Annotated in this window: 18 protein-coding genes and 3 pseudogenes; 7 read left to right on the top strand and 14 right to left on the bottom strand. The window is 69.5% G+C overall.

Going from position 1 to position 22,811, the window contains the following annotated elements; translation table 11 throughout:
* Nucleotides 1–257 precede the first annotated feature (257 nt).
* The 3 genes from OG878_RS10500 to OG878_RS10490 form a co-directional block, all read right to left on the bottom strand.
* Nucleotides 258–1,937 (bottom strand): chloride channel protein, encoded by a 1,680-nt coding sequence (locus tag OG878_RS10500; protein WP_328891201.1) that lies wholly within the window; start codon nt 1,935–1,937, stop codon nt 258–260.
* 667 nt (nt 1,938–2,604) lie between these two features.
* The gene (locus tag OG878_RS10495; RefSeq protein WP_328886538.1) at nt 2,605–2,817 is read right to left on the bottom strand and encodes a hypothetical protein; all 213 of its coding nucleotides are present in this window, start codon (nt 2,815–2,817) and stop codon (nt 2,605–2,607) included.
* Nucleotides 2,818–2,955: 138 nt separating this feature from the next.
* The gene (locus tag OG878_RS10490) at nt 2,956–3,534 is read right to left on the bottom strand and encodes a rhodanese-like domain-containing protein (protein WP_328886537.1); all 579 of its coding nucleotides are present in this window, start codon (nt 3,532–3,534) and stop codon (nt 2,956–2,958) included.
* Nucleotides 3,535–3,619: 85 nt separating this feature from the next.
* Here OG878_RS10490 and OG878_RS10485 point away from each other — a divergent pair, with 85 nt between their 5' ends.
* Nucleotides 3,620–3,907, top strand: coding sequence for a metal-sensitive transcriptional regulator (locus OG878_RS10485; protein WP_328891200.1), 288 nt, complete (start codon nt 3,620–3,622; stop codon nt 3,905–3,907).
* A 20-nt stretch (nt 3,908–3,927) separates the two neighbouring features.
* Here OG878_RS10485 and OG878_RS10480 read toward each other — a convergent pair whose 3' ends face one another.
* The 3 genes from OG878_RS10480 to OG878_RS10470 all read right to left on the bottom strand — a co-directional run bounded on the left by OG878_RS10480 (nt 3,928) and on the right by OG878_RS10470 (nt 6,458).
* The gene (locus OG878_RS10480; protein WP_328886536.1) at nt 3,928–4,671 is read right to left on the bottom strand and encodes a sulfite exporter TauE/SafE family protein; all 744 of its coding nucleotides are present in this window, start codon (nt 4,669–4,671) and stop codon (nt 3,928–3,930) included.
* Nucleotides 4,668–5,033, bottom strand: coding sequence for a rhodanese-like domain-containing protein (locus OG878_RS10475; RefSeq protein WP_328886535.1), 366 nt, complete (start codon nt 5,031–5,033; stop codon nt 4,668–4,670). The genes OG878_RS10480 and OG878_RS10475 overlap by 4 nt, the downstream gene beginning before the upstream one ends.
* A gap of 66 nt (nt 5,034–5,099) precedes the next feature.
* Nucleotides 5,100–6,458 (bottom strand): MBL fold metallo-hydrolase, encoded by a 1,359-nt coding sequence (locus OG878_RS10470; RefSeq protein ID WP_328886534.1) that lies wholly within the window; start codon nt 6,456–6,458, stop codon nt 5,100–5,102.
* A 150-nt stretch (nt 6,459–6,608) separates the two neighbouring features.
* Between OG878_RS10470 and OG878_RS10465 the strand changes: the two are divergent.
* Nucleotides 6,609–6,791, top strand: a pseudogene (locus tag OG878_RS10465) (DUF302 domain-containing protein); the annotation flags it as partial.
* Here the strand turns inward: OG878_RS10465 and OG878_RS10460 are convergent.
* A pseudogene (locus OG878_RS10460) lies at nt 6,790–6,990 on the bottom strand (transposase); the annotation flags it as partial. The pseudogenes OG878_RS10465 and OG878_RS10460 overlap by 2 nt on opposite strands.
* Before the next feature lie 479 nt (nt 6,991–7,469).
* Here OG878_RS10460 and OG878_RS10455 point away from each other — a divergent pair.
* Entirely contained in the window at nt 7,470–9,698 is a 2,229-nt protein-coding gene (locus OG878_RS10455) for a heavy metal translocating P-type ATPase (protein WP_328891199.1), read from the top strand.
* A gap of 414 nt (nt 9,699–10,112) precedes the next feature.
* On the top strand, nt 10,113–11,078 hold the full coding sequence (locus tag OG878_RS10450; RefSeq protein WP_328886533.1) for a ferritin family protein: 966 nt from the start codon (nt 10,113–10,115) through the stop codon (nt 11,076–11,078).
* Nucleotides 11,079–11,185: 107 nt separating this feature from the next.
* On the opposite strand, the gene OG878_RS10445 is transcribed toward OG878_RS10450, so the two are convergent.
* From OG878_RS10445 to OG878_RS10425, 5 genes are all read right to left on the bottom strand, one after another.
* Nucleotides 11,186–11,740, bottom strand: coding sequence for a DUF2231 domain-containing protein (locus OG878_RS10445; RefSeq protein ID WP_328886532.1), 555 nt, complete (start codon nt 11,738–11,740; stop codon nt 11,186–11,188).
* Between the two features lie 585 nt (nt 11,741–12,325).
* Entirely contained in the window at nt 12,326–15,796 is a 3,471-nt protein-coding gene (locus tag OG878_RS10440) for a phosphodiester glycosidase family protein (protein WP_328886531.1), read from the bottom strand.
* 940 nt (nt 15,797–16,736) lie between these two features.
* Nucleotides 16,737–16,895: a hypothetical protein gene (locus tag OG878_RS10435; protein WP_328886530.1), complete on the bottom strand. Its 159-nt coding sequence runs from the start codon at nt 16,893–16,895 to the stop codon at nt 16,737–16,739.
* Between the two features lie 345 nt (nt 16,896–17,240).
* A complete protein-coding gene (locus OG878_RS10430; protein ID WP_328886529.1) occupies nt 17,241–17,639 on the bottom strand; it encodes a type II toxin-antitoxin system VapC family toxin in 399 nt (132 codons plus the stop codon).
* The gene (locus tag OG878_RS10425) at nt 17,636–17,920 is read right to left on the bottom strand and encodes a hypothetical protein (RefSeq protein ID WP_328886528.1); all 285 of its coding nucleotides are present in this window, start codon (nt 17,918–17,920) and stop codon (nt 17,636–17,638) included. The genes OG878_RS10430 and OG878_RS10425 overlap by 4 nt, the downstream gene beginning before the upstream one ends.
* A gap of 1,028 nt (nt 17,921–18,948) precedes the next feature.
* Between OG878_RS10425 and OG878_RS10420 the strand changes: the two genes are divergently transcribed.
* Complete coding sequence (locus OG878_RS10420) at nt 18,949–20,007, top strand: vWA domain-containing protein (RefSeq protein WP_328886527.1); 1,059 nt, start codon at nt 18,949–18,951, stop codon at nt 20,005–20,007.
* Between the two features lie 300 nt (nt 20,008–20,307).
* Here OG878_RS10420 and OG878_RS10415 read toward each other — a convergent pair whose 3' ends face one another.
* On the bottom strand, nt 20,308–21,039 hold the full coding sequence (locus OG878_RS10415) for a MerR family transcriptional regulator (protein ID WP_328886526.1): 732 nt from the start codon (nt 21,037–21,039) through the stop codon (nt 20,308–20,310).
* A 54-nt stretch (nt 21,040–21,093) separates the two neighbouring features.
* On the opposite strand from OG878_RS10415, the gene OG878_RS10410 reads away from it, so the two are divergent.
* Both OG878_RS10410 and OG878_RS10405 read left to right on the top strand, forming a co-directional pair.
* Nucleotides 21,094–21,393 (top strand): hypothetical protein, encoded by a 300-nt coding sequence (locus OG878_RS10410; protein WP_328886525.1) that lies wholly within the window; start codon nt 21,094–21,096, stop codon nt 21,391–21,393.
* 329 nt (nt 21,394–21,722) lie between these two features.
* Nucleotides 21,723–21,897: pseudogene (locus OG878_RS10405) on the top strand (transposase); the annotation flags it as partial.
* A 215-nt stretch (nt 21,898–22,112) separates the two neighbouring features.
* On the opposite strand, the gene OG878_RS10400 reads toward OG878_RS10405, so the two are convergent.
* Nucleotides 22,113–22,628 (bottom strand): GtrA family protein, encoded by a 516-nt coding sequence (locus OG878_RS10400; RefSeq protein ID WP_328886524.1) that lies wholly within the window; start codon nt 22,626–22,628, stop codon nt 22,113–22,115.
* Nucleotides 22,629–22,811 lie beyond the last annotated feature (183 nt).

The raw sequence follows: 22,811 nt of genomic DNA, 5'->3' as shown, positions 1-22,811 counted from the left end.
CGTGCCCGCGAACTCCCGTCGTCCCCCCCGAAGGGTGGGCCTCTCGGCACGCCAGGCTTCGCGGGACAGATAGGGCTTTGCGAGCGTGCCCCAGGCGCCGGCCTGATGGATGGTCGTGCGCACGGGCGGGCGACGGCCTCCCGCCGGCGCCCGGTTGGACGTGTGAAATCCGTCGACGGCGGGTGGGTGGATGGCCCGCGCGGCGCCGAGGCCGTCGACCGGATATCCGAGGGAGGCGCGCGTGTCGGGGCGCCTCCTTACGCGACGGTGTGCACGGCCCGTAGTGCGCTTTGGTGGCTGAGCCAGCCGACCGGCTTTCCGTGCTCAGGATCCAGGACCGGCACCCCGGTTCCCCCTGCCGAGAGCAGGGCGTGCAGAGCCTGCGCGAGGGTCTGGTCCGTCCTGACGGGTGGGGGTGGATCGGCGAGTTGCCCGACCCGCGTTGGTGCTGCTTCCGGCTCTTCCGCAAGAGCCTCGGCCACGGATTGGGCGGTGACGGTGCCGATGAATTGGCCGGTGGTGTCGATGACCGGAAGTGCGCCGTGGCCGGACAGGCTGAGCAGGTCGGCGGCGTCGGCGAGTGCCGTCGACGCCGGTAGCGGCGAGGGCAGGGGTTCCATGACCGCTCCGACGTGCTGGGAGCCGATCTGCGCGCCACGGGCCGGGCCTTCGAGGTCGACGCCGCGCCGGCGCAACTTGAGCGTGTAGATGGTGTCGTGGGACAGCAGACGGCTGGTGACGGTGGCCAGCACGATCGCGAGCATCAGCGGCAGGATGATCGAGTACTCGCCGGTGAGTTCGAAGAGGATCACCACGGCGGTGATCGGCGCCCGGGACGCGCCGGAGAAGACGGCGCCCATGCCGACCAAGGCGTATGCACCCACGGCGCCCGCGGTGTCCGGCAGCAGGCCGTGCGCGACCATGCCGTAGGCGGATCCGAGCATGGCTCCGATGAACAGGCTGGGCGCGAACACCCCTCCTGAGCCACCGATGCCGATCGTCAGACTCGTGGCCACCATCTTGCCGACCAGCAAGAGCAGCAGGAAACCGACCGTGTAGCCGCTCTCGGTCGCCTTCTGCAGCACGGGATAGCCGACCCCGTACATCTCCGGGAGAGCGAGCAGTACCAGGCCGAGCGCCAGCCCGCCGACAGCCGGGCGTAGCCATTCCGGGCCGCGCCAGGCCCAGTCGCAGGCATCCTCGATCAGGTAGAGCACACGGGAGAAACCCACCCCGACGATGGCGGCGATCACGCCGAGCAGGGAGAACAGGCCGTACTGGGCGACGCCGACGACGTGAAAGGCCGACAGGCCGAGGAAGGCCACGTCCCCGAAAGCTGCGCGTCCGATCACACTGGCGGTCACGCTGGCCAGGACGGTCGCGCCGAACGCCTCCGCGCTGAAGGTGCCCAGGATCAACTCCATGGCGAAGAAGACCCCGGCGAGCGGCGCGTTGAACGTCGCGGCAATGCCGCCCGCGGTGCCGCAGGCGACCAGGAGCTTCAGCCGTTCCTCGGTCAGCCGTACCATCCGGCCGAGAGTCGAGCCGAGTGCGGATCCGATCTGCACGATCGGCCCCTCGCGGCCCACCGAGCCGCCCGAACCGATGGTCAGGGCGGAGGCGAGCGTCTTGACGATCGCGACCTTCGGGCTGATCCGCCCGCCGCGCTGCGCGACGGCCAGCATTACCTCGGGCACACCGTGCCCGCGCGCCTCCTTCGCGAATCGGTTGACCAGTGGGCCGTAGAGCAGGCCGCCGATGGCCGGGGCGAGGACGACGAAGTAGGGGCCGAGCCAGGGCGCATGCGGGTTGTCGGCTCCGGGTGAGGCCGCGTAGTCGGTGTGGCCTGAGAAGAGACGTGTGAAGGTCTGGATGCACCAGCGAAAGACGATCGAGCCCATTCCGGCACCGGCGCCGACTGTCACCGCCAGCGCCAACAGCCCCCAGGGAGCGGTGCGGAGTCCCGTGGGCCGTCGAGGGGGCCCGGCGTTTCCCGCGATGGTGCTGGTGGTCCGCTCGCTGCTCCGGACCGCTTGCGTGGTGCGCATTTCTTCCCCTTCCTTACTTTTGCATTATGCAAAGTATGTCAGGGGCTCACCGCGTCAGGGACTGCTCCCCGAGCGGCATCGGCGGAATATTGCCTGGGAGACGGGCTCATCCTCAGGCGAACGGCTGGTTGTGAGGTGTCCGGAGCAGGTGCCGCGCTTGGGGCAGCGGACACGCTGGGCCGCTGGGCAGCGCCCACGCGGCAGCCGCCCTGTCTCTGGCACTCGGCATCGCCGGGCTAGCCCTCCGAGGGGCGAAAGTATGGAGCAACTCCCGGCAGCGGCGATCCTGTAGCGAGCGCGAGGGTACGGCGCGACCGTGACGCTCATTTGACGCTCCGGGCGCCTGAGGGATGCCCGCCGAGCCGCGAAACCCGGCCTGACCTGCAGTTTCTCTCGTCCCGCCGTCTCTGGCGTCTTTTCGATGACCTCGCACGTGGAGTGCGTGGCGATTCTTGAAGCTGCAGAAAGGGGCATCTGACCTGCGGCTTCTCCTTGTTCCTCGCGTCTGCTCCCGGGCAGCAGAAGGCTGAGTGCGTTTTGTCCCGCGTTTTTCTTGCTACCCCTTGGAAATCCCGTACCCCGTCGCGATGGTGGCGGTCGCGACGATTCCTGCGAGTCCCGCCCATCCGCCAAGAAGTGCAAACAGGGCGATCATGATCAGTCCGCATCCCATCAGCCCGGCGAAGGCCGGTGCGGACAAGCCGGGCGCGTCGTCATCGGGCTGCGATGGGGGAGTGGCGCTTTTCCTCGAGCGTATGTTCTTCGTCATCGTGATCACGCTATCCGATGCCTGCGGGCCGGCCCGGTTGATCGAGATGGGCGAGATGCACCAGGCCGGCCGCGAAGGGCGATGGGGCGAGCCCTCCGCGTCACCTGCGGGTGGCCTTGCCTTGTGTGCGTACTTGTATCAGCGGTTGCGTAGTTCGGTCAGGGTGATGTCGAGGTCGGCGGCGCGGGGGCGGTTGTGGGGGAGTTTGGCCAGCATGGCTGCCATGCCGCAGGTGTTGGTGAGCGCTGAGAAGACCAGTCCGGCCGCGATGCCCGCCGACAGGATCTGGAAGGCGGGGTGCACGAGCAGGCCGAGGAGGAGGCCGAGGAGGACGACGGTGCCGGCGGTGAAGCGTACCTGTCGTTCCATGCCCCACGTGGCGCGGGTGGCGCCGCCCTGGGGGCGTTGGAGGTCGTAGCCGTCGGCCGCCCAGGCGCCGGTACCGCCGGAGAGGGTGGCGGTGGTGATGTTGTTCTCGGCGAGGATGCGGCAGGCGTTCTCGGAACGGGCGCCGGATGCGCAGACGACCAGGACGTCACCGCGGTCGGCGGCGTGGCTGATGTCGGGTAGCGCCCGCTGGATCTGGTCGAGGGGGATGTTCAGCGCCCCGGGGAGGTGCCCGCCGGCGTATTCGCCGGGGGTGCGGACGTCGATGACCGTCAGTTCGTGCAGTCGGGTGCGGGCTTCGCCGGTGCCGAGGGCGGTGGGCGTGGTCATGGCAGGTGTCATCCTTTTCTGCCAGTGGGGCTCCCATCGAGGGGAGTAATGTTATTACCCCTGGGGGTATTTATGAGGAGTGATGATGGAGCTTGATCTGGCGGGCGCGGAACTGAAGGCGGTCCTGAACCGCCTGCGCCGGGCTCAGGGGCAGATCTCCGGGGTGATCCGGATGATCGAGGAGGGCAGGGACTGCGAGGAGGTCGTCACACAGCTGGCGGCCGCGTCGCGTGCGCTGGACCGGGCGGGTTTCGCGATCATCGCGACCGGGCTCCAGCAGTGCCTGACCGAGATGGAGGACGGCGGCCGTTCCGGTGAGGACCGTGACGAGATGCGCGGCCGGCTGGAGAAGCTTTTCCTGTCCCTGGCCTGATCTTGTGGCGGCCTGCATGCTCAGGCGATCACGTCGACGAGCATGAAGGCCGCCACCGCGAGCAATACGAACGCGAAAACCCTCTGCAGGGCCTGCCCGGTGATCTTCGCCGCGAGGCGTTTGCCGTCCCAGGCTCCGAGGATCGCAGCCCCGGTGAACGGTGCGATCACCTCCCATCGCAGGTCCCCGCCGGTTCCCGTCCGTGCGGTGAGCGCCGCCAGAGAGTTGACGGTGATGACCAACAGGCTGGTGCCCACGGCCTGCTTCATGCGTAGTCCCAGAACGCTCACCAGGGCGGGGACGGCAAGAAATCCGCCGCCCACTCCGAGGAATCCGGTCACGGCCCCGAGTCCGGCACCCGCTCCCGCCGCCTTGACGGGACGTATCCGCTTTGGCGGCTCAGCGCTGGAGGGCCTCAGCATCCGCAGGGCAGCCAGCGCGGCGATGACCGCGAAAGCCGCAGTCAGTGCCACTGTCGGGAGGTGACCGGCAGCGGCTCCGGCGAGGAACGCCGGAACGACGCCTGCGGCCGCGAACAATATCCCGGTCTTCCAGGCCACGTTGCCGTCTCTCGCGTGGGCGTAGAGGGCAGTAGCCGAGGTCGCGGTGACGATGATCAGGCTGGCGGTGGTCGCCGCCGCCGGTGAGAACCCCAGCAGGTAGATCAGTGCCGGAACCGCCAGAACGCTGCCACCGCCACCGAGGGCACCCAGGGCCAAACCGATGACCGCCCCGGCGATCAGAGCGAGGATCAGGGTACTCACGCTATCGAGCCGCTGTTCCCGCGCTCGTCGACGACCGGGAATCCGGCGGCGGCCCACGCGTTCATGCCGCCCTTGACGTCCATCGCGTCCGCGCCTCGTTCGGCGAGGAGCTTCGCGGCCTGCTGCGAGCGGTGCCCGCTGCGGCAGATCACCACCAGCGGACGGCCTTGCGCCACTTCAGGAAGCGCGGCGCCCGCGACCAGCCCTGTCAGCGGTGCGTGCACCGCACCGGGGGCATGACCAGCTTTCCATTCGGGCCTTTCCCGGACGTCCAGCAGGACGGCTTCGGGCCGGTCGCCGCTGGTGCGGGTGCGCGCCTCGTCGATGGACAGGCGCTGTTCGCTCTTGCGGAAGAGGAACATCGTCGACGTCACCTTTCGTGTTCGGGTGGGATCAACCCGTTTCGGCCGGGCGTTTCTTGGATTGGTTCAGCCGGTGACGATGGTCAGGCCGGCCTTGGTGGCGGCGTCGAATCCGTCGTCCACGGCGACCACATGTCGCCCCGCCGCGTCCAGCAGTGATGCGGCGATGCCGGCGCGCATGCCGCCGGCGCAATGGACCCAGACCGTACCGTCGGGCACCTCGCCGATACGGCGGTGGATCTGGTGGATGGGGATGTGGACCGATCCCTCGATCCGGCCGCCGGCGCGTTCGGAGTCGCGGCGCACGTCCAGCACCACGATCCGGTCCTTGTCCTGCCCTGCCAGGTCCGCGAATGTGGAGCGGGGGAACGACGCAGCGCTGTCGTTGTCGCGGAGCCAGTCGGTGGGCCCGCCGGTTGCGGCGGCGGCCGGGCGGTCGATGCCGACCCGGACCAGTTCCCGCTGGGCGACGGCGAGCTGCTCGGTGGACTCGGCGAGCAGGGTGACCGGCTTGCCCCACGGGATCATCCAGGCCAGGTAGGTGGCCAGCTTGCCGTCCGCCTCGAAGTTGAACGAGCCCGCCACGTGCCCTTCGGCGAAGGCGATGCGGTTGCGCAGGTCCACCACCCACTCTCCCGCCGCGAGTCGGGCGGCGATCTCGTCCGGGTCGGCGACGGCCGGCGCAGTCAGGTCGACGGGCGCGGGTCCGCCGGCGTTGGCGGGGCCCATGTGCGTGTAGTAGGCGGGTATGTCCTCCAAGCGGGCGAGGAGATCGGCGACGAAGGTGTCCACGTCGACGGTGAGGGCCGGGTTGGCGGTTTTCTCCTTGCCGATCGTGGTGGCGTCCCCGTCGGCCTGCGCGGAGGAGCAGAAGCTGCCGAAGCCGTGAGTGGGCAGCACCTCGGTCTCGTCGGGCAGGGCGTCCGCGAGGCGGTGGGCAGAAGCATGTTGGGCGCGGGCCAACTGCTCGGTCAGGCGCGGCTCGACGAGATCCGGGCGGCCGACCGTACCGATGAGCAAAGAGCCACCGGTGAACGCCGCGACAGGCCGACCGGCTTCGCTCAGCACGTAAGAGGTGTGGTGCGGTGTATGCCCAGGCGTCGCCACGGCTGTCAGGGCCAGACCGGTGTCGATGGCGACGGTGTCGCCGTCGGCCACTGCGGTGCGGGCGAACGCGACGCGCGCACCGGCCGGAACCAGATACTTGGCTCCGGTGGTCCGCGCCAGTTCGACGCCGCCGGTCACGTAGTCGTTGTGGATGTGCGTCTCGACCACATGGGATATACGCACCCCCCGCCGGGCTGCAGCAGCCATCACCTGGTCGATGTCACGGGGCGGGTCCACCGCCACCGCCGCCCGCTCGCCACCGGCGAGGTAGCTGCGGTTGCCCAGGCCCTCCAGATCGATGGTGTCAACGAAGAACACGGGGATACTCCCTTCGCACGAAAATTACCCCCTGGGGTATGACATCCACCCTAACACTCTTACCCCCGGGGGTATATTTCGGGTGTGGTAGCCGTCACAAGCGAACCTGGCTCGCCGGCGATGACAAGAACGAGAACGAGATGGGACACCGTGCCCTACGACCGCACCGTGAGCATGGACGGGACGTTCGAGGAGACCGTGCAGGCTGTTCGCCAGGCCCTGGCAGATCGGGGTTTCGGCGTCCTGACCGAGATCGACGTCCAGGCCACCCTCAAGAGCAAGCTCGATCACGACATGGAGCCGTATCTGATCCTCGGCGCCTGCAACCCGCCTTCTCCACCCGCCTGGTACTGACTCCGAGCAGATAGGCGGTGGCGATCACCGAGATCAGAGCCTGCTCGGCCCTGCGGCGACGCTCCAGCAACCAGGTCGGGAAATAACTCCCGGCCCGGAGCTTGAGGATGGCGAGTTCGACGGTCCCGGCCTGGGTGTCCCACTCACGTGGGCGGTAGCCGTTGCGTTGGTTGACACGTTCGTCGATGACCTGCCCGTCGCGTACGCCCCGCCCCGGCACCGGGGGATCGCGCCCGGTCGAACATGCGAGACCGTCCCGGGGGCGCGATCCTTGGGCTCGGAGGCACTGTCGGAGTAGATCCGTACCTTTAGGCGGTAGGACGACGGGCGCCGACCACACTGACCGTTGTCCGCTCGACTTGTTTTCTGAGGGATCTGGCCGCGAGCGTCGACCTGAACGTTCGATGCCAGATGTGTATGCGCCGAATGCGAGGGCGGCCTTCAGCTGGTCCCCGCACTCCACAGGGCCCAGTTGCGCGGACCGAACGGCTCTGGCGGGAGCACCGGCTGGTGCGGCGTGCTGGACAGAGGGAGCCGGGGCGAACGGAGTGCACGGTGAACCGACGGGATGACGAACGAACCGATGCACGGACGGCGAGTGCTCCCGCCCGCGGGTGGCTGGAGCCGGTACTGCTCGCGGTCACCGCCGGTGCCCTGATGGCGGGCGGTATCGCGTGGCTTGGCGGATCCGGGCCGGTCGCGGCCGCGTGCTGGGCGGCTGGGACCGCCGCAGCGATCCTCCCGGCCCTGGCCTGGGTGATCGGCGCGCTGCGGCGCGGCCGGGCCGGGGTCGACCTGATCGCTGTCCTCGCTCTGGCCGGCACCCTGGCCACGGGCGAGTATCTGGCCGGGGCGTTGATCGCGCTCATGCTCGCCACCGGCCGCTGGCTGGACGCCGCGGCCGAACGCCGCGCCTCGCACGACCTGCGCCATCTCCTGGAGCACGCCCCGCGGTCGGCCCGCCGCCGAACCGGGGACGAAGTGCGGACGGTGCCGTTGAGCGAGGTCCGGGTGGGTGACCTGCTGGTGGTCGGTCCCGGCGAGGTCGTCCCCGTCGACGGGCGCATCGAGGACGGCACCGCTGTCCTGGACGAGTCCGTCCTCACCGGGGAGTCCCTCCAAGTCGAACGAACCGCAGGCGAGACGGTACGCAGTGGCGGCGTCAACGCCGGCACCGCCTTCGACCTGCGCGCCTGTGCGACCGAGCGGGACAGCACCTACGCCGAGATTGTCCGCCTCGCCCAGCAGGCCGGTGCCGAGAGTGCCCCGGTGATCCGGCTGGCGGACCGGTACGCCGCGTGGTTCCTGCCGCTGTCGCTGGCCGTGGCGGGGCTGGCCTGGCTGGTCAGCGGCTCGGCCGTGCGGGCGGTGGCTGTCTTGGTGGTCGCCACCCCGTGCCCACTCTTGCTCGCCGCGCCCGTCGCGATCGTCTCCGGGCTGTCCCGCGCCGCCCGTCAGGGCGTGGTGATCCGTGACGGCGCCGCTCTGGAGACCCTCGGCCGCGCCCGCACCCTGATCCTCGACAAGACCGGCACTCTCACCACCGGCCGCCCCCGCGTGATCGACGTCGCCGCTGCGCCCGGCCACACCCCCGCCGAGGTTCTCGCCCTGGCCGCCTCCGTCGACCAGTACTCTCCCCACGTCCTCGGCCGGGCGATCACCGACGAAGCCCATGCCCGTGGCCTGGCGCTCGCGCCGGTGCGCGACATCGCGGAGGAGCCCGGGCGCGGCGCCACCGGCCGCGTCGGCAGCAGGGTGGTGAGCGTCGGCAAGCAGGCCGGCACGTCCCTGCCTGCCTGGGCCCGCGCCGCAGACAACCGCGCGACCCTGGACGGCGCCGCCGTCGCCTGGCTCACCACTGACAGCACGCTCAGCGGAGCGATCCTGCTGCGCGACCCGCTGCGTCACGACGCTCCGCGCACCCTGCGGCGCCTGCGTGAGGCCGGCATCCAGCGCCTGCTCATGCTCACCGGAGACCGAGCCGAGCCGGCCCGCGAGATCGCCGCCGTCCTTGGACTGGACGACGTCCGCGCCCAGCAGAGCCCCGCCGACAAGGTCGCCGCCGTGCAGGCCGAACGCGAGCGTGCGGTCACCGTCATGGTCGGCGACGGCGTCAACGACGCCCCGGCCCTGGCCGCCGCCGACGTCGGCGTCGCTATGGGCGCCCGCGGCTCCAGCGCCTCCTCCGAAGTCTCCGACATCGTCCTGACCACTGACCGCGTCGACCGCCTCGCGGATGCCGCCACCATTGCCGTCCGCGCCCGACGCATCGCCGTCCAAAGCTCCCTCGGCGGCATGCTGATGTCCCTCGCGGCCATGGCCGCCGCCGCCTACGGCCTGCTGCCGCCCGCCGCCGGCGCCCTGCTCCAAGAGGGCATCGACGTCGCCGTCATCCTCAACGCCCTACGCGCCCTGCGCGTCGACCGCACCGCCCAGGTGGCGATCGAACCGGCCACCGAGCAGCTCATCCAACGCTTCGCCGCCGAACACGACGACCTGCGCGACGTCATCGAAGCCGTCCGCGAAACCGCCGACCGGCTGTCGGAAACCACCGGCCCGCAGGCCCTGGACGCCGTGCGCCATGTCGACCGACTCCTCACCGACCGCCTCCTCCCCCACGAGTACGCCGAGGAACACCAGCTCTACCCCGCCCTCGCCCCCGCCCTCGGCGGCCCCGAAGCCACCGCCACCATGAGCCGCGCCCACACCGAGATCCAACGCCTCGCCCGCCGCATCACCACCCACCTGCAACTCGCCGACGCCAACCACGGCCGCCTACGCCCAGAACAGATCGACGACCTCCGCGCCTGCCTCTACGGCCTCTACAGCGTGCTGCGCCTGCACTTCACCCAGGAAGAGGAGAACTACTTCTCCCTCGCGCACTGACCCCGGACACAGAAGCGTGCGCGACGGGGCCGCCCACCGCACGCCAAGCGGACGAAGACACCAGGGGGCTGCGGCTCGCCGCCTCGGACGGGACGGACCAAGCCGCCGGCCCGGTGCGGCGGCGACGTGGAGGCAAGCAAAGGGGACCGCCCATGGGGCTGCCATCGAGGTGATCCCGACTGGCGCGACCACCGCACGGGATGAGCGGCAGTGGCTGGTTCGGCATCCGTCCGGCCGTGCAGCCAGGGATGGGGGTCAGTGGGGCCATCCATTCCTGGACGGTGCGGGTGCGTGCCGGGCACTCAGCGGCACGCTGCGTAATCACTCGAAAGGGTGACGTGAAGGGGCGGGAGTGCAGGCGTACGGGTCGTATGGCAGGGGCGCTTTCCTCAAGAGGCCCCAGAGGAGGACATCATGTTCCGCCACTCGATACGCACGCTTCTGGTCGGCCTGTGCACGCTGACCGCGGCATCGCAGGCCGCCACAGCCGCGGCCCTTGCCGTACCGGCCGAGCCGCACACGGCGGCGCCCGCCGCCCAGGCACTGCGCCAGCAGACGCTCTCCGACCTCACCACCGCTATGAAAGGAGAGGCGTTCGCCTACGCCTCATACAGCCTCTTCGGCGCTCAAGCAGACCGCGAGGCCCACCCGGCCGTCGGCAAGCTCTTCCGCGCCACGGCGCAGACCGAGCTGAACGAGCACCTGAAGCAGGCGGCCACCCTGGCCGGCGTGGTCGGTACGAACGCGGCCAACCTGCGCCAGTCCATCAACGGCGAGACCTACGAGCACCAGGTCATGTATCGCCGCTTCGCCGACCAGGCCCGCAAGGACGGAGACCTTGAGGCCGCCAAGCTGTTCACCGAGATCGCCACGGACGAGGGCCGCCATCGCGACGCCTACCGCACGGCACTGACGGTCGTGACCACCGGCCGCGGCACTGTCCCGGCGCCGCCGAAGGCGGACACGGTGTCGGTGCCCGCCGGCCTGCCGAAGGTGAAGGCTGCCCGCACGAAGGCCAACCTGGACACCGCCATGCACGGCGAGGCGCTCGCCCACGCCAAGTACATGCTCTTCGCCGCCCGCGCGCGGCAGACCGGCAACCCCGCGCTGGCCCGCCTGTTCGAGGGCACAGCCGGGGTGGAACTGCACGAACACTTCGCCAGCGAAGCGGTCCTGGCCGGCCTGGTCCGCCCGACGAAGGACAACCTGCGCAAGGCCATCACCGGGGAGCGCAACGAAGCGAACAACCTGTACCCGGGGTTCGCCAAGCAAGCCACCGTCGTCGGCGACACCGCCGCCGCCCGCTACTTCCGCGACACCGCCGCCGACGAGGCCAAGCACGCAGCCGCCTTCCAGCAGGCACTCAACCAACTGCACTGACCCCCCGGGCTGAGCCGCGAGACCGGCCGGACACAAGGCAAGCACGTCCGGCCGGTCGACCCGTCCCATGGGTCGCCTGGGCCGCCACTGGCGCGGCTGTTGCCGCGTCACCCCCTGTCGTCGGACTCGCTTGTTGAGAAACGGCCATGCCAGACCGCCTTCGCACCCGAATCACCGATCCGGTACACGTCAATGACCGCACCGACGGCCACGACCAGGGCGATCACCAGCACCGCAACGCGCACCGCAACGGAAGAGGCCAGTCGAGCCACGGCGGACACCCCGCCCTCGGCGGGGCTGTCGGCCGCACCACTGCGCCCACGCTGCCGGCGAAGGCCCGCCCGGCCAAGCAGCCAGACGGCGACCGTCAGCACGACCAGGGCGATCGCCCACGGAGTGAGACCGGAACCCATCTCAGCGTGCTCTTCCAACAGCGCACTCTCCTGCACCCGCTCCTCCAGCCACTCACCAGACTCGGTGGCCAGCACCACCAAAGCAAGAGTGATCAGCCCCAGGACCGGAAGCACCCAGCTGAGCCGGCGCGCTGCCGAAGGCCACAGCACACAGACGACCAGCACCAACGCCGTCAGCGGGACCAACACGACTGCGCCATGAACGAAGAGCGGATGGCTGGGAAGGCCGTTGATCAGCCCAACATCCACGGGACCTCCTCCAGCGAGTCTGCAAGGAACATTCGGGTCAATATATTGCGTTTCGGGCATTGCGTGGCCAGATCTGTCCGCGTACGAAGGGCGTGCGCACGTATGGAGCAGTGCCCCGAGTCCTCCTCTTCCAGGGAGAAATGCAGTCGCACGACGTGTGCGCGGCACATCAACTCCCGGCAGCGGCGATCCTTGTAGCTACACGAGGGGGTACGGCCCGACTGTGACGCTCATTTGACGCTCCGGGCTCCTGAGGGGTGCCCACCTAGTTACGAAACTCGGTCTGACCTGCGGTTTCTCTCGTCTCGCTGTCTGTGACGTCTTTTCGATGACGCATCATGTGGAGTGCGTCGCGATTCTGGAGCCGGCTGAGAAGGGCGCCTGACCTGCGGTTTTGTGTGCGCGTAATGTGTGGTGTGGGCGTCACGGCCGATGTCTCGACGCTGAAATGACGCTTGTGACGCTCTTCCTGACGGGGTGTCATGTTGTTGAAGCTGCAGGTCGCGCACCATGCCAAGACCGATCGTCAGGTCCCTGACCCCGGGTGCCTCGCCGGAGGCGGCGCACCCGGGGTCAGGTAAGGGGTCAGCGCCCGACCGTGATGGTCCGCTCCGTCGTCATGCCGTTGACGGTCACGCGCAGGACCGCGGTGCCCGACCGTAGTGCGTTGAGCGTTCCGGAGGCCGGGTCGTAGGAGACGACAGCAGCGCCGCTGCGGTGGTCGTACCCGGTCCCGGTCACCTCCACCCGGGTGCCGGACCACGTGGCGCTGACCGGCCAGGCCACCGGGACGGTGCGATCGCCGTCCTGGGTGACCGTCGCCGACGCGTGGGACCGGTCGCTGACCTTGAGGGTTTCCGGCGCGCTGAGGTCCACCGCGTCGGTGCGCACGTGCACCTCACCACGCAGCCAGGTCTCGGACTCGCGCGTGGGGACGTCGAACGGGTCGTCGATGCGCCCGTTCCGCGGGTCGATGCCCAGCATCGTCCAGCCGGTGAAGCCGCCGTTGTCGGGCGTGCTGGCCGGATTCTTGCCGGAGTTCCCGTTGACCAGGTACGGGACGCCGTCCATCGACGTGGCGGAGAAGGAGCCGACGTGGCCGGAGACGAACGCGGCGGATTTGTGACCCTTGGCCCGGAAGTCGGCGAGCCACTGCTCGACGAGTGCGGCCTCCTTGCGGTCGCCCAGCTGGCTGGCCTTGTCCGGCAGCGGGTCCTCGGTGGGGTGGTGCTCGAACACCACGACACCGCTGACGGAACGATCCGTTTCCGCCGCAGCGAGCTGGTCGTGCAGCATCTGGAGCTGGGCGAAGCCGCCGCCGCGCAGGGTGCCGCTGGAGGAGTCCAGGGTGATGAAGCGGGTGCCCTCGGCGTCGAAGACGGACGTGGTGTCCCCGAACTCGGCCTTGAAGTTGACCGTCGTGCCGGGGCCCATCACCTCGTGGTTGCCGGGAACGTAGTGCCAGGGGATCTTCCCGCCGGTGCGGGCGTCGAACTCGTCGAGGAGTTTGCGGGCCAGCGCGAAGTCGGCCTGCGAACCCTCGTCGACGAGGTCGCCGTTGATGACCAGCAGATCGGGTTCGGCGTCCGCGATCTCGGCCAGCGTCCGGCGGGCGGCCTGCACCAGCGGGCTCTCCGGGTCACGCGCGACGAACTGGGCGTCGGACATGACGGCCACACGCAGGGGACGGTCGTCGACGGTGCCGTTGGTGACGACCACCGGGTCGGCGATCTTCGGCTGGACGGGCAGTTCCACGTCGGGGGCGACCTTGACCTTCAGGTCGCTGACGGTGACCTGGCCGGTGTAGGAGCGGGCGGCACTGGTCTCCAGCAGCCGCACCCGCTGGAAGGTCAGTGGGTAGGGGGTGCCGACGGGCACCGGGAAGTCGACCTTCCGCCAGCCGGTCCAGTTGATGAACGGGCCGTCGAGGTTGGCGGTGACACCAGCGGCGGTGCGGTACTGCAGCCGCGGCCACGCGCCGTTGCCGTCGCCGTTGATCCACATGGTGACGGCCTGCGGCTGGCCGGGCAGCTGGATCTGCTGCGGCGGCACGGCGTACTGGCCGCGGGTGGCCGTGGACCGGGTGAAGTCGTACGTCAGCTTCACGCCGGGCGCGCCGTCGTGACCTTCGGCCGGGGTGACCGATCCGCCGGGGGCGCGGTCGTTCGCCGAGGTCCAGGAGGCCGCGTCCGACAGGTCCGCGAAGGTCTTCTCGGAGAGTCCGACGGTGACGGCCACGTCGGTGGTCATCTTCCCGACGGTGAGGTGCAGCGTCGTGGAGGCGCCGTCGGTCAGGCCGCGTACGGTGAACGTCCCGTCCGTCGCGCTGTCCAGGGCGACCACGCCGTCGCCACCGGTGACCTTGACGTCGGACGCCTCGATGGGGGCGGAGTCACCGAGGGCGTCGTAGCCGGTGACGGTGAGGCGGGCGGTGTCCCCGGCGGCGTCGAGTGCCACCAGCCCGCTGCTCGGCGCGATCCGCACGGCAGGTGCGAGCACGGTCAGCTCGGTCGTGCCCTCGGCCCGGTGACCGCCCGAGGCCACCACCCGGGTGATGCCGGAGCGCCGGCCGGTGACCACGGCCGTGCCGTCGTTGCCCGCGTCGACCGAGACGCTGCCGCCACCCCGGCGTTCCTCGCGCCAGTGCACACGCCCAGAGGGCACCGGCGCGTACGTCTCGTCGTGGGCACGGGCGCGCACGGTGCGGCGAAGTCCGGGGAAGACCTTGTCGGAGCCGTCGGCGGTCAGCGCGGGCAGGACGCGGAATCCGTGCAGGGTGCCGGACCCGGGGGCGGCGAAGAGGCCGAGCCCGTTGGCGACCTCCCGCTCCGAGCCGTCCGAGGGGCTGCTGATGAGGCCGGTCGGGCTCTCGCCGGGCAGCCGGGCGGCCATGGTGGTCGAGCCGCCGCCGTCCATGTTGAGGGCGTTCACGGCGCCGAGGCCCTTCATGAAGGCGCCGAGTTCATTGAGGTCCATGCCGCGGCTGTCGGTCTGCTTGCCGTCGATCGCGACCAGGTACATCGTGCGGCCGTCGGCGGAAAAGCCCACGCTGGTCCGCGAGGTGGCGGTGACGGTGTCGCCGTCGGTGTAGTGCTTCACCACGCCGTCCTCGACCAGGACCTGGCCGCCGCCGACCGCGACCGCCACGTCGCCGAAGTCGGCGCGCGGACGGTAGGCGACGTCGACAGTGTCACCCGGTACGAGACCGGCCAGCGCGTCGGCACCGGCCTCGCGACCGAGCAGCACGCTGGTGCCCGCCGGTACCTGCTTGCTGCTGACGGAGGTGTGCACCTCGGTGACCTTGCCGTCCCGCAGCCACACCTCGGTGATCCGGTCGGCGCCGCTGACCGGCTTGGTGCGCGGCGATGCGCCCCACTGGTCGGTGAACAGGCCGATGCCGCCGGAGGCCAGAGTGGGAGAGTTGACACCGGAGAGCGTCAGGGGCTGACCGCCGCCGATCGTGACCTCGCCCTGCAGGAACACCTGGGCGAGCCTGCCGAGTCCGTCCGCGCCGACGGCGACGGTCTGATTGCGCCCCTCGGTGGGCGAGTTGACGAGGCCGTCCTCGCGTGACACCGCCGCGCCGATCGGGGCCTCGGTGTCGTTCATGTCGAAGTAGTCGCCGTTGATCGCGGCGATCGCCCCCGTGTGCTTGGCCTGCTCGGTCACGCGGGACTTGCCGGTGACCGTCCCGGAGGAGATGTAGTCCACCTTCAGCCGCTTCTCGGCGAGGTTCGCGACGAGCACCTGCCCGCGCACCCAGCCGTCCGCCTCGAAGCGGTCGAAGCGGGTCAGGTTGAGCCCCGGTGCGATCGGCGTGCGGGTCTCACGGGTGATGATGGACTGCCCGGGGGTGCTGGGGATCAGGCTCTGAACGGGGGCGCCGGGCTTCGGCGTTCCGGCGGACACCGGCATCAGGTGCTCGGGGGCGAGCGCCTGGGCGGTCGTCATCATCCCGGCGCCGATGCTGAGAGCGGTGGCCAGGGCCAGGACAACAGCGCCGCGCCGTGCGGCGGAACGCGGCCGCGGGAGGGCGAGGTCATGGGGGAGCGGCACTTGGTGACTTCCTTCTGTGCGAAATGTCAAGGTCGTCGCACAGTTGACGCGCCGTTGGCCACGCCGTGCCGAGAAGCGAGTGATGATTGAGGAAGCGGTGCGTGAACAATCAAGTGATCCACCCCCGTCGGCGGCGGGGGCCGGGTATAGGGGACCTGCCTGGGATGCGGAGGCGCATGGGCACGCGCCGAAGCGCATGCTCCAGGCCGTGCTCGAAAGACCCGGGAAGCCGGCCGCTCCGGACCGTCAGCCACGCCCGGTACGGCCCGGCCTCGGACGCGCGCTGATCTGATGGAGACGGTTCGTGTCATTGGGCCAGGGGATCACGGTGACCGATCAGGGCGGCCGGCATCTGGTGGTCGTACGAGGGCAGTTGACGTTCCTCGCGGTGCCACGGCTCAGCCGGGCTTTCTGCCGTAGGCGGAACCCCCACTGCTTTCGCTGATACGGCCGACGGCCTCCCCGACAGCTACGTCCGGACACGGTTCGCCATGTCGAGCCCGCTGCCCCGTCACATGCGTTCGTACGCCGCCTCGCAGGGCCAGCGGGTCAACGAGACCACCCGCGGCTTCGTTCTCCGGGTTGCGGCTGCTGTTGTACCGGGTGCGCGTGTCGATGCCGTTCACATCCTGCACCTTGGCGTTCGGCCCGCCCTGGTCCCTGTGCGTAGTCTCAATTGCGTTGAACGACCGGAAGACCCCGGCCTCGTCCGCGCTCACGGCGATCAACCCGAGGTCCATCAGGTGGCCGGTGAAGGCCCGGCCGCCGGCGAGTTCGCCGGCTGGTGCTGTGACCGGAAAGGTTCACCGGCTCGCGCCGCCGCCCGGTGCGGCACCTCGCCGCGTTGTCGCATCACCTGAGTACATCCCGTACGCGGGCGATGCTCCGCCTTGCGATGCACCGCACCGGACGCCGCGAGCTTCCCGGCAGACCTTTCCGGTCACAGCACTAGGAAGTCCGGCGAGGCGGAGGTCCGGGCCAGGTCGGAGGAGGTGCGGAAGTCGGCGTCGGCACCGAACCGACCGAGCACCGCCCGGGCGGCGGCGAGCACCTCGTCCCGGTGGCACTCGTTCGGACTCGACGGGCCTCGAAGAACCACTCCTGGGTCGGAGAGGCGAGCAACTCAGCGGCGGCGGAGGCCGTGACGGGTTTACGGCCGGGGACGTGCCGCACGCGGACGGGGACGGGGTCGTCCTCCTGCCCGGAGCGTGAAGCGGCGGGCGGGGCGTCGCGGCCCTCTTGCCGAGGTCGGATTCATTAAGGAGTTTTTGAGGCGACGGAGTCGCGTTCCTGTGAGCCACTGATCTACTGGGCGCGCGGCGAGCGCCGGGCGAAAATCGATGCTCCTGTCGAGGTCGACCTGACCGTGCCCCTTCTCGTGGTCGCAGTCCGTGTCGGGCCCGTTTGAGGGTGAGCAGTCGTGCAGAGCGTGCGACTGCGTGAATCAGACCTTCTCGGCGCTCACGCGGGGATGCTCGGCTGTGAGCATGGTGATGTCCTCGACGTCGGAGGTCAGGATCGTGACACGGCCGGGATGGGCGACGGCGGTGGCGCAGAGCATGGCGTCGATGGCGTACTTGTGGCCGTGCAGTCCTGCCGTGCGTAGCAGGGTGGCGGCGGACTGGGCGATGGGCTGGGTGACCGGCTCTACGCGCAGCCGGGACAGGGTCCATCTCAGTGCGGCGTCGTCGATCCGGGGGTGGATCACCTCGACCAGCACTGCAGCCGAGGTGATGACCGGAAGGTCGGCGTCGCGGGCGGCGGTAAGCCACTCGTGGACTTCGCGGTCACGCTGCACTGCCTTGGCCAGGCCCTCGCTGTCCAGGATGAGGGCGCCGCTCACGCGGCCGCCTCGGCGCCGGAGGTGGTGGTGCAGGTGAGTTTGGCGCGCTTGGCGCTTACGGCCTGCGGATCGGTCGGTCCGTTGGCCTTGTCGAAGTCGGCGATCAGCTCGTCCAGATTGTCGCGCTCGATCTGCCGCTGCGCGGCCTTCTCCAAGTACGCGGAGACGCCCCGCTTGCCGACCCGCTCGCGGATCGCCTGCAGGGTGCCGGCGCTGAGGGAGACGGAGATGCCGTTGCTGGGGCCGTCGCCGGGGGGGAATTCGGTGTCTTCGTCAGCCATGGGACGAGTATGGCATTTCGAATGCCATACGGCGATGTCTTTGCTTCCGCGCCCCTGCCGCGGCACCCCTGAGGGGCGCTCATCCTGGGTTGGGGCGTGCGTCAAGAGATCACACGTAGCGCCCGTATCGCACATCGACCTCGCGTCTGTTTTGCCCTTGGGTACCGCCGGCGTCATTCGTGCGTCACGACTCCGAGCGATCCGGTGGCGTCACCGCCGCGCCACTCAGCGCCCCTGGCGAAAGAGCTGGTCAGGTGACTCCGTCCGCCTTCACCTGTTGTCCACCGCAAAAACACGTCAAGCGGACCACCGAAAATTCGAAAGCCGCAGGTCGGGCCCCCTTGCCACCAGGCTCCAGGATCGCCGCGCCACGTGGCGCGTCATCGAAATGACGTGAATCAAAAGCATGCGAACCGTGGTCGCGGAGGAGCCGACTCCGATGGGCGCGTTGGAGATCCGGGAGGCTGCCGACAGGGCGCGCCGATCCGCACTTCTCGTCGTCGGTGCCACCTTGGTGGTGCCCGCCCCTCCGTCCGCACCGGTGCCGGCGTCAGGACGTCGGCGTGCGGTGCTCGTCCGGCGGACCCAGAGCGGGGACCGTCTCGGGGAAGTCGCCCGTGGCCAGTCGGGGGAGGACCGTACGGATCGTGCCTCCTCGCCCTGGCGGCCTTCCTGGGAGCTGTGCGGCATCGTCGCCGTCGACCTCGTCGCCGGTATCCGCGAGCGCCGGCGATGCGCGCCTGGCGGCGGCGGTGAGGCGCTCGCTGCCACCACGGCCTTCGTCCGGCGCCCCGGTCAGCCCTTAGGCCTTGCGGATCTCCGGCTATCCGTGCGGCGTGACCGCCTCTGCCGTGGGCCGTAGGTGTTGACGGGCCGCACCACGCTGATCCGACCTCATGGGCGTACGTCTCCTGGGTGCCGAACACGTCGTCCGGCGGCGGCAGGTGATCGTGCGTCAAACGCCGTTGTCAGTGCCTGCCCATAGAGTTCGAGCGTTACTTGGGGAGCCTCGGAGAAGGAGCAGAAACGTGTCCGCCAACAAGATCCAGCACAAGGTGAATCACGTCGCGCTGGTAGTGGACTGTTCGGGTTCCATGCGTCAGCACCAGGGTCAGCTCATCCGCGTCGTGGACGAATTCGTAGCGGGCCTGAAGGCCGAGTCGGACAGCCTCGGCCATGAGACCCGGATCAGCCTTTACTCCTTCGACCACAAGGTGGAGAACCTGGTCTGGGACATGGATGTGAAGCATCTGCCGTCCATGCGGGGTCTGTACAGGGTCAACAATGGCGCTACGGCCCTTATCGAGGCTTCTCTGAAGTCCCTGGACGACCTGGGTCATATATGGGAGGAATACGGCGAGCACAGTTTCCTCCAGATCGTGGTGACGGACGGCGAGGAGAACGCCTCCGGTGGCGACAGGCGGCACGACGGCGACATGGCCATCCTCGGCCCCTGGCTCAACAGGATCGCGGCGAAGATGGGCGGGCTTCCGGGCCATTGGACGTCCGCGATCCTCGTCCCGAACTCCCTGGCGAAGCGCACCGCCCAGAATTACGGTTTCCCGGCCGGAAACATCGCGATCTGGGATGCGGATTCCCAGCAGGGTGTCGAGGAGGCGATCGGCACCGTGCGTGCTGCCGCCACCAGCTTTCTCCGGGGCCGCGAGCAAGGGGTACGCGGCACGAAGAACCTGTTCGCCGTCGGCCAGGACATATCGGTTGACGAGGTGCGGGCGAACCTCGAACCGATTCCGGCCGACAAGTATCGACTCCTGAAGGTCGACAAGGAGATCGAGATTCGACCCTTCGTCGATTCGCATCCGGGCGTGACGTACGAACGCGGTTCGTGTTACTACCAGCTGGGCACCCGGGTTCAAGTTCAGCCCGACAAGGAAGTCATCGTGGTCGAGAAGGACACCGATCGCGCCTATACGGGCGATGCGGCACGCAGCCTTCTGTTCGGTACGGGTATCCGGGGGACCGTTTCCGTGAAGGCAGGGAACAACCCCAAGTTGGAGGTGTACGTGCAGAGTCGTTCGGTGAACAGAAAGCTCAAGCCGCAGACACGGCTGCTCATAATGCTCTGAATTCCAGGACAAGAGCGAAGCGCGGGTGGTTCAGGATCCGCGTGGCGCCACGGTGTATCTCTCGCCCGGCAGGCCGGGTGCGACCGCTCTCGTGCTGTGGCGAATCGAGCCGATTCCCGAAGCCCTTGCAGGCTACGGCCGCCGGCCGGAACCAGTGGCTGTGGCACCGGCCGGGACCGGCCCCAAACTTTCACCCCGTAGCGGAGGCGCGACGCCGGGGGCGACAGAGAAGGGGGCGGCAGGAGAGGAGGCGGCGAGCAGGCATGGTCGGCCGGCACCGCGTTCACCGCGTACGTCAGGTCACGTCTTCAGTTGCGCGCGAATGAGTGTGTCGAGGCGTTGCCATGCCGGGGACGAGGCGTTGACCGTGCCCTGGATGAGGGCGGGGATCTCTGAGGTGGCGTCCAGCTCGGGTGGTTCGTCGGACCCGTAGCGGTGCCGGGTCGCCTCGACGATCCGGCGAGCGAGGTCGGAGATGCGGGGGTCGTCGGGCACGAGGTCGTGCGCGTGGTCGTAGTCGAGGAAGAGCTGCCGCAGAGCGGGGTCGGACAGGCTCTGGACCTGGTCGTGGAACAGGGTGATCGCGCGGTCCGGGTGAGTGGCGAACACGAGGATCCACAGGTCTCGTTGGAGCTCCACCCAGCGACGGGAGAATCCCCAGTCAGCCAGGTGCTCCAGGTGGGCTCCGACCTCGGTGGGCAGCGGTGCCGGCTGCCCGGTGGCGAGCCGGTGCAGGCGTTTCTGCACGGCCCGGATGCTTCGGATGCGGGCGGTGAGCTCGTCGTCGATCTCCTGCAGCGCCTGCTCGTAGTCCTCGGCGGTCGCCGCTCTCAGCTCCCGGATGCGGGCCAGCGGAACGCCGGCTTCGGCGAGGGTGCGGATCTTGATCAGGTCGATGACGTCGTTTGCGCCGTAGCGTCGGTAGCCGGACGCGTCGCGCTCGGGCTCGGGGAGCAGCCCCTTGTCGTGATAGACGCGGATGGTCTTGATCGATACGCCGACGTACCTGGCCAGCTGCCCGATGGTGATCACCCGGTCATCGTCGCACTTGACCCTGCCCCTGGGGCAGGGTTGCAGCATGGCGTCATGGCGAACATGAATGGTGATCGGGAGACCCTGCGCGAGCTGGCCGACGAGGGCAACGAGGCCGCTTTGGACCGGCTGGCCGACCTGGTCGACGCGGCTGGTGACGTCGAGGAGTTGAGCGAGCTGTTGGACGAGGGATCCATGCGTGCCGGGCTGCTGCTCACTCGGCGTGCGGTCGCGACCGGCGACCTCCGCGAGCTGCAGCGCATCGCCGACGCCGGGTACGACGAGGCCGGGAACGAACTGGACCGGCTGTTGAAGGCGCCGGCTGACACAGCCGACCGCGCACCCCGTATGTGAGGGGCACCCATTGCGCGCCCGGCGGCGCCCGGTGGGCATCTCGTCGCGGATGTCTGCGTAGACGCATGTGGTAGTGGGGTCCGATCTGCCGCCGGATGGCCTCGGACAGCGTCAGCTCGTACGCGACCGGGCCGCGAAGATGTCGGCGTCCGCCCGTGGAAGCCGCCAGGCGCGGCGTCTCCCCGTCGATCTCCTGTGCCCGCGGCGTTGCTGACATGTACAGCTGGCGGCCTGCATGATGCGTGTCATCCGGTTCGCGTCATTGGCATGGTCGAGGGGCGAAGAGATCTGACGCTTGCGGAGCGGCCCGGCTGAAGCCGCCTCTGCCCATGTGAGGGCAGCGGGTCGGGCGTTGGGTCAGTCACCTGCGGGGGCAACGGGATCCTGTTCCGTGAGCGGACCAGGGTGCCGTGGCGGGATCTGCCTGAGCGTTTCGGGCACTGGAAGACCGTGTACGAGCGGGACGGGCGGTCGACGGACGGCATGTGCGACCGGATCCTCCGCGGCTGTCCCGGCCATCTGGAGCTGCACCGAGCAGGTGCCGCCGGTCTTGGCGTCGAAGGCATGGGCGACGGTTCCCGCGGCGCGGGCGCCGTCGCCGTCGAGGTCCAGCGACTGCCCGCTCTCGGCGGCCGGCCACCTCGGGGAGTTGCAAACCCATGGCTTATGGGGTGCTTTCCGGCCCTCCGGCCCGTGCGGTGCGCCGTCCGGCGGAACGGTCAGGCGGCGTAGCAGAGCACTCCAGGGTCGGCCGAGGCCGCGGCGGGGGCCACGGTCGCGTGCACGGGGCGGGTGGTCGCCGCGGCCTGCGAGCGGTTCCGCGCGAAGACGACCAGACGCAGCACCGCGAACCGCGCGACACCGGCGAGTGCGGAGGCGGACAGGTAGACGACCTGCTCGAGCAGCACGCCGGGCGCCGCCGCCAGCTGCTGCAGGACAAGCATCGCCACGCAGGTCACCGCGTACGCGGCCGCCGCGGACCCGGCCGACTGCACATGCTGGCGCCAGGTCGCGCGCCCGCCCGCGCCGAAGGTGAAGCGGGCGTGCAGCTCGGTGGCGAGGAGCGTGGAGACCACGGTGATCAGAGCGTTGGCGACGACCCAGGGAAGCCAGGAAGCGAGGGCAGCCACGGCGAAGCTGGAGGCGACTCCCACCCCGCCGCCGCAGAGCACGAAGCGGGCGAAGGCGGTGAAGGCGCCGGGTGCCGTCTGCTGCTGGCTCTGTGCTGTCTCCATGGTCCGACCCCTTTGATGGCTCACTCTGTGAAACGCGCACTCCTCGGCTACGGGGCCGAGGCTGCGCTCCCCATGGCGTCATGGTGGCACACATATGGCGCCATGGGGAGCCACTTTCTGACGGCATGTGTGCCACTAATGGCGTCATGGTGCGAAGAGGGCCGCGAGTGTGCAGGTCGGTGA

The sequence above is a fragment of the Streptomyces sp. NBC_00316 genome (assembly GCF_036158715.1).
GTDB lineage: Bacteria > Actinomycetota > Actinomycetes > Streptomycetales > Streptomycetaceae > Streptomyces.
Note: the sequence above shows the minus strand (reverse complement) of the source record. Positions and strands in the feature narration are given on the sequence as shown.

What these genes read in the sequence shown, in the direction of transcription:
- OG878_RS10495 (WP_328886538.1), bottom strand. Translation starts at nt 2,817, where the DNA reads ATGACGAAGAACATACGCTCGAGGAAAAGCGCCACTCCCCCATCGCAG.
- OG878_RS10490 (WP_328886537.1), bottom strand. Translation starts at nt 3,534, where the DNA reads ATGACCACGCCCACCGCCCTCGGCACCGGCGAAGCCCGCACCCGACTG.
- OG878_RS10485 (WP_328891200.1), top strand. Translation starts at nt 3,620, where the DNA reads ATGGAGCTTGATCTGGCGGGCGCGGAACTGAAGGCGGTCCTGAACCGC.
- OG878_RS10475 (WP_328886535.1), bottom strand. Translation starts at nt 5,033, where the DNA reads ATGTTCCTCTTCCGCAAGAGCGAACAGCGCCTGTCCATCGACGAGGCG.
- OG878_RS10455 (WP_328891199.1), top strand. Translation starts at nt 7,470, where the DNA reads ATGGCGGGCGGTATCGCGTGGCTTGGCGGATCCGGGCCGGTCGCGGCC.
- OG878_RS10450 (WP_328886533.1), top strand. Translation starts at nt 10,113, where the DNA reads ATGTTCCGCCACTCGATACGCACGCTTCTGGTCGGCCTGTGCACGCTG.
- OG878_RS10425 (WP_328886528.1), bottom strand. Translation starts at nt 17,920, where the DNA reads ATGGCTGACGAAGACACCGAATTCCCCCCCGGCGACGGCCCCAGCAAC.
- OG878_RS10410 (WP_328886525.1), top strand. Translation starts at nt 21,094, where the DNA reads ATGGCGAACATGAATGGTGATCGGGAGACCCTGCGCGAGCTGGCCGAC.
- OG878_RS10400 (WP_328886524.1), bottom strand. Translation starts at nt 22,628, where the DNA reads ATGGAGACAGCACAGAGCCAGCAGCAGACGGCACCCGGCGCCTTCACC.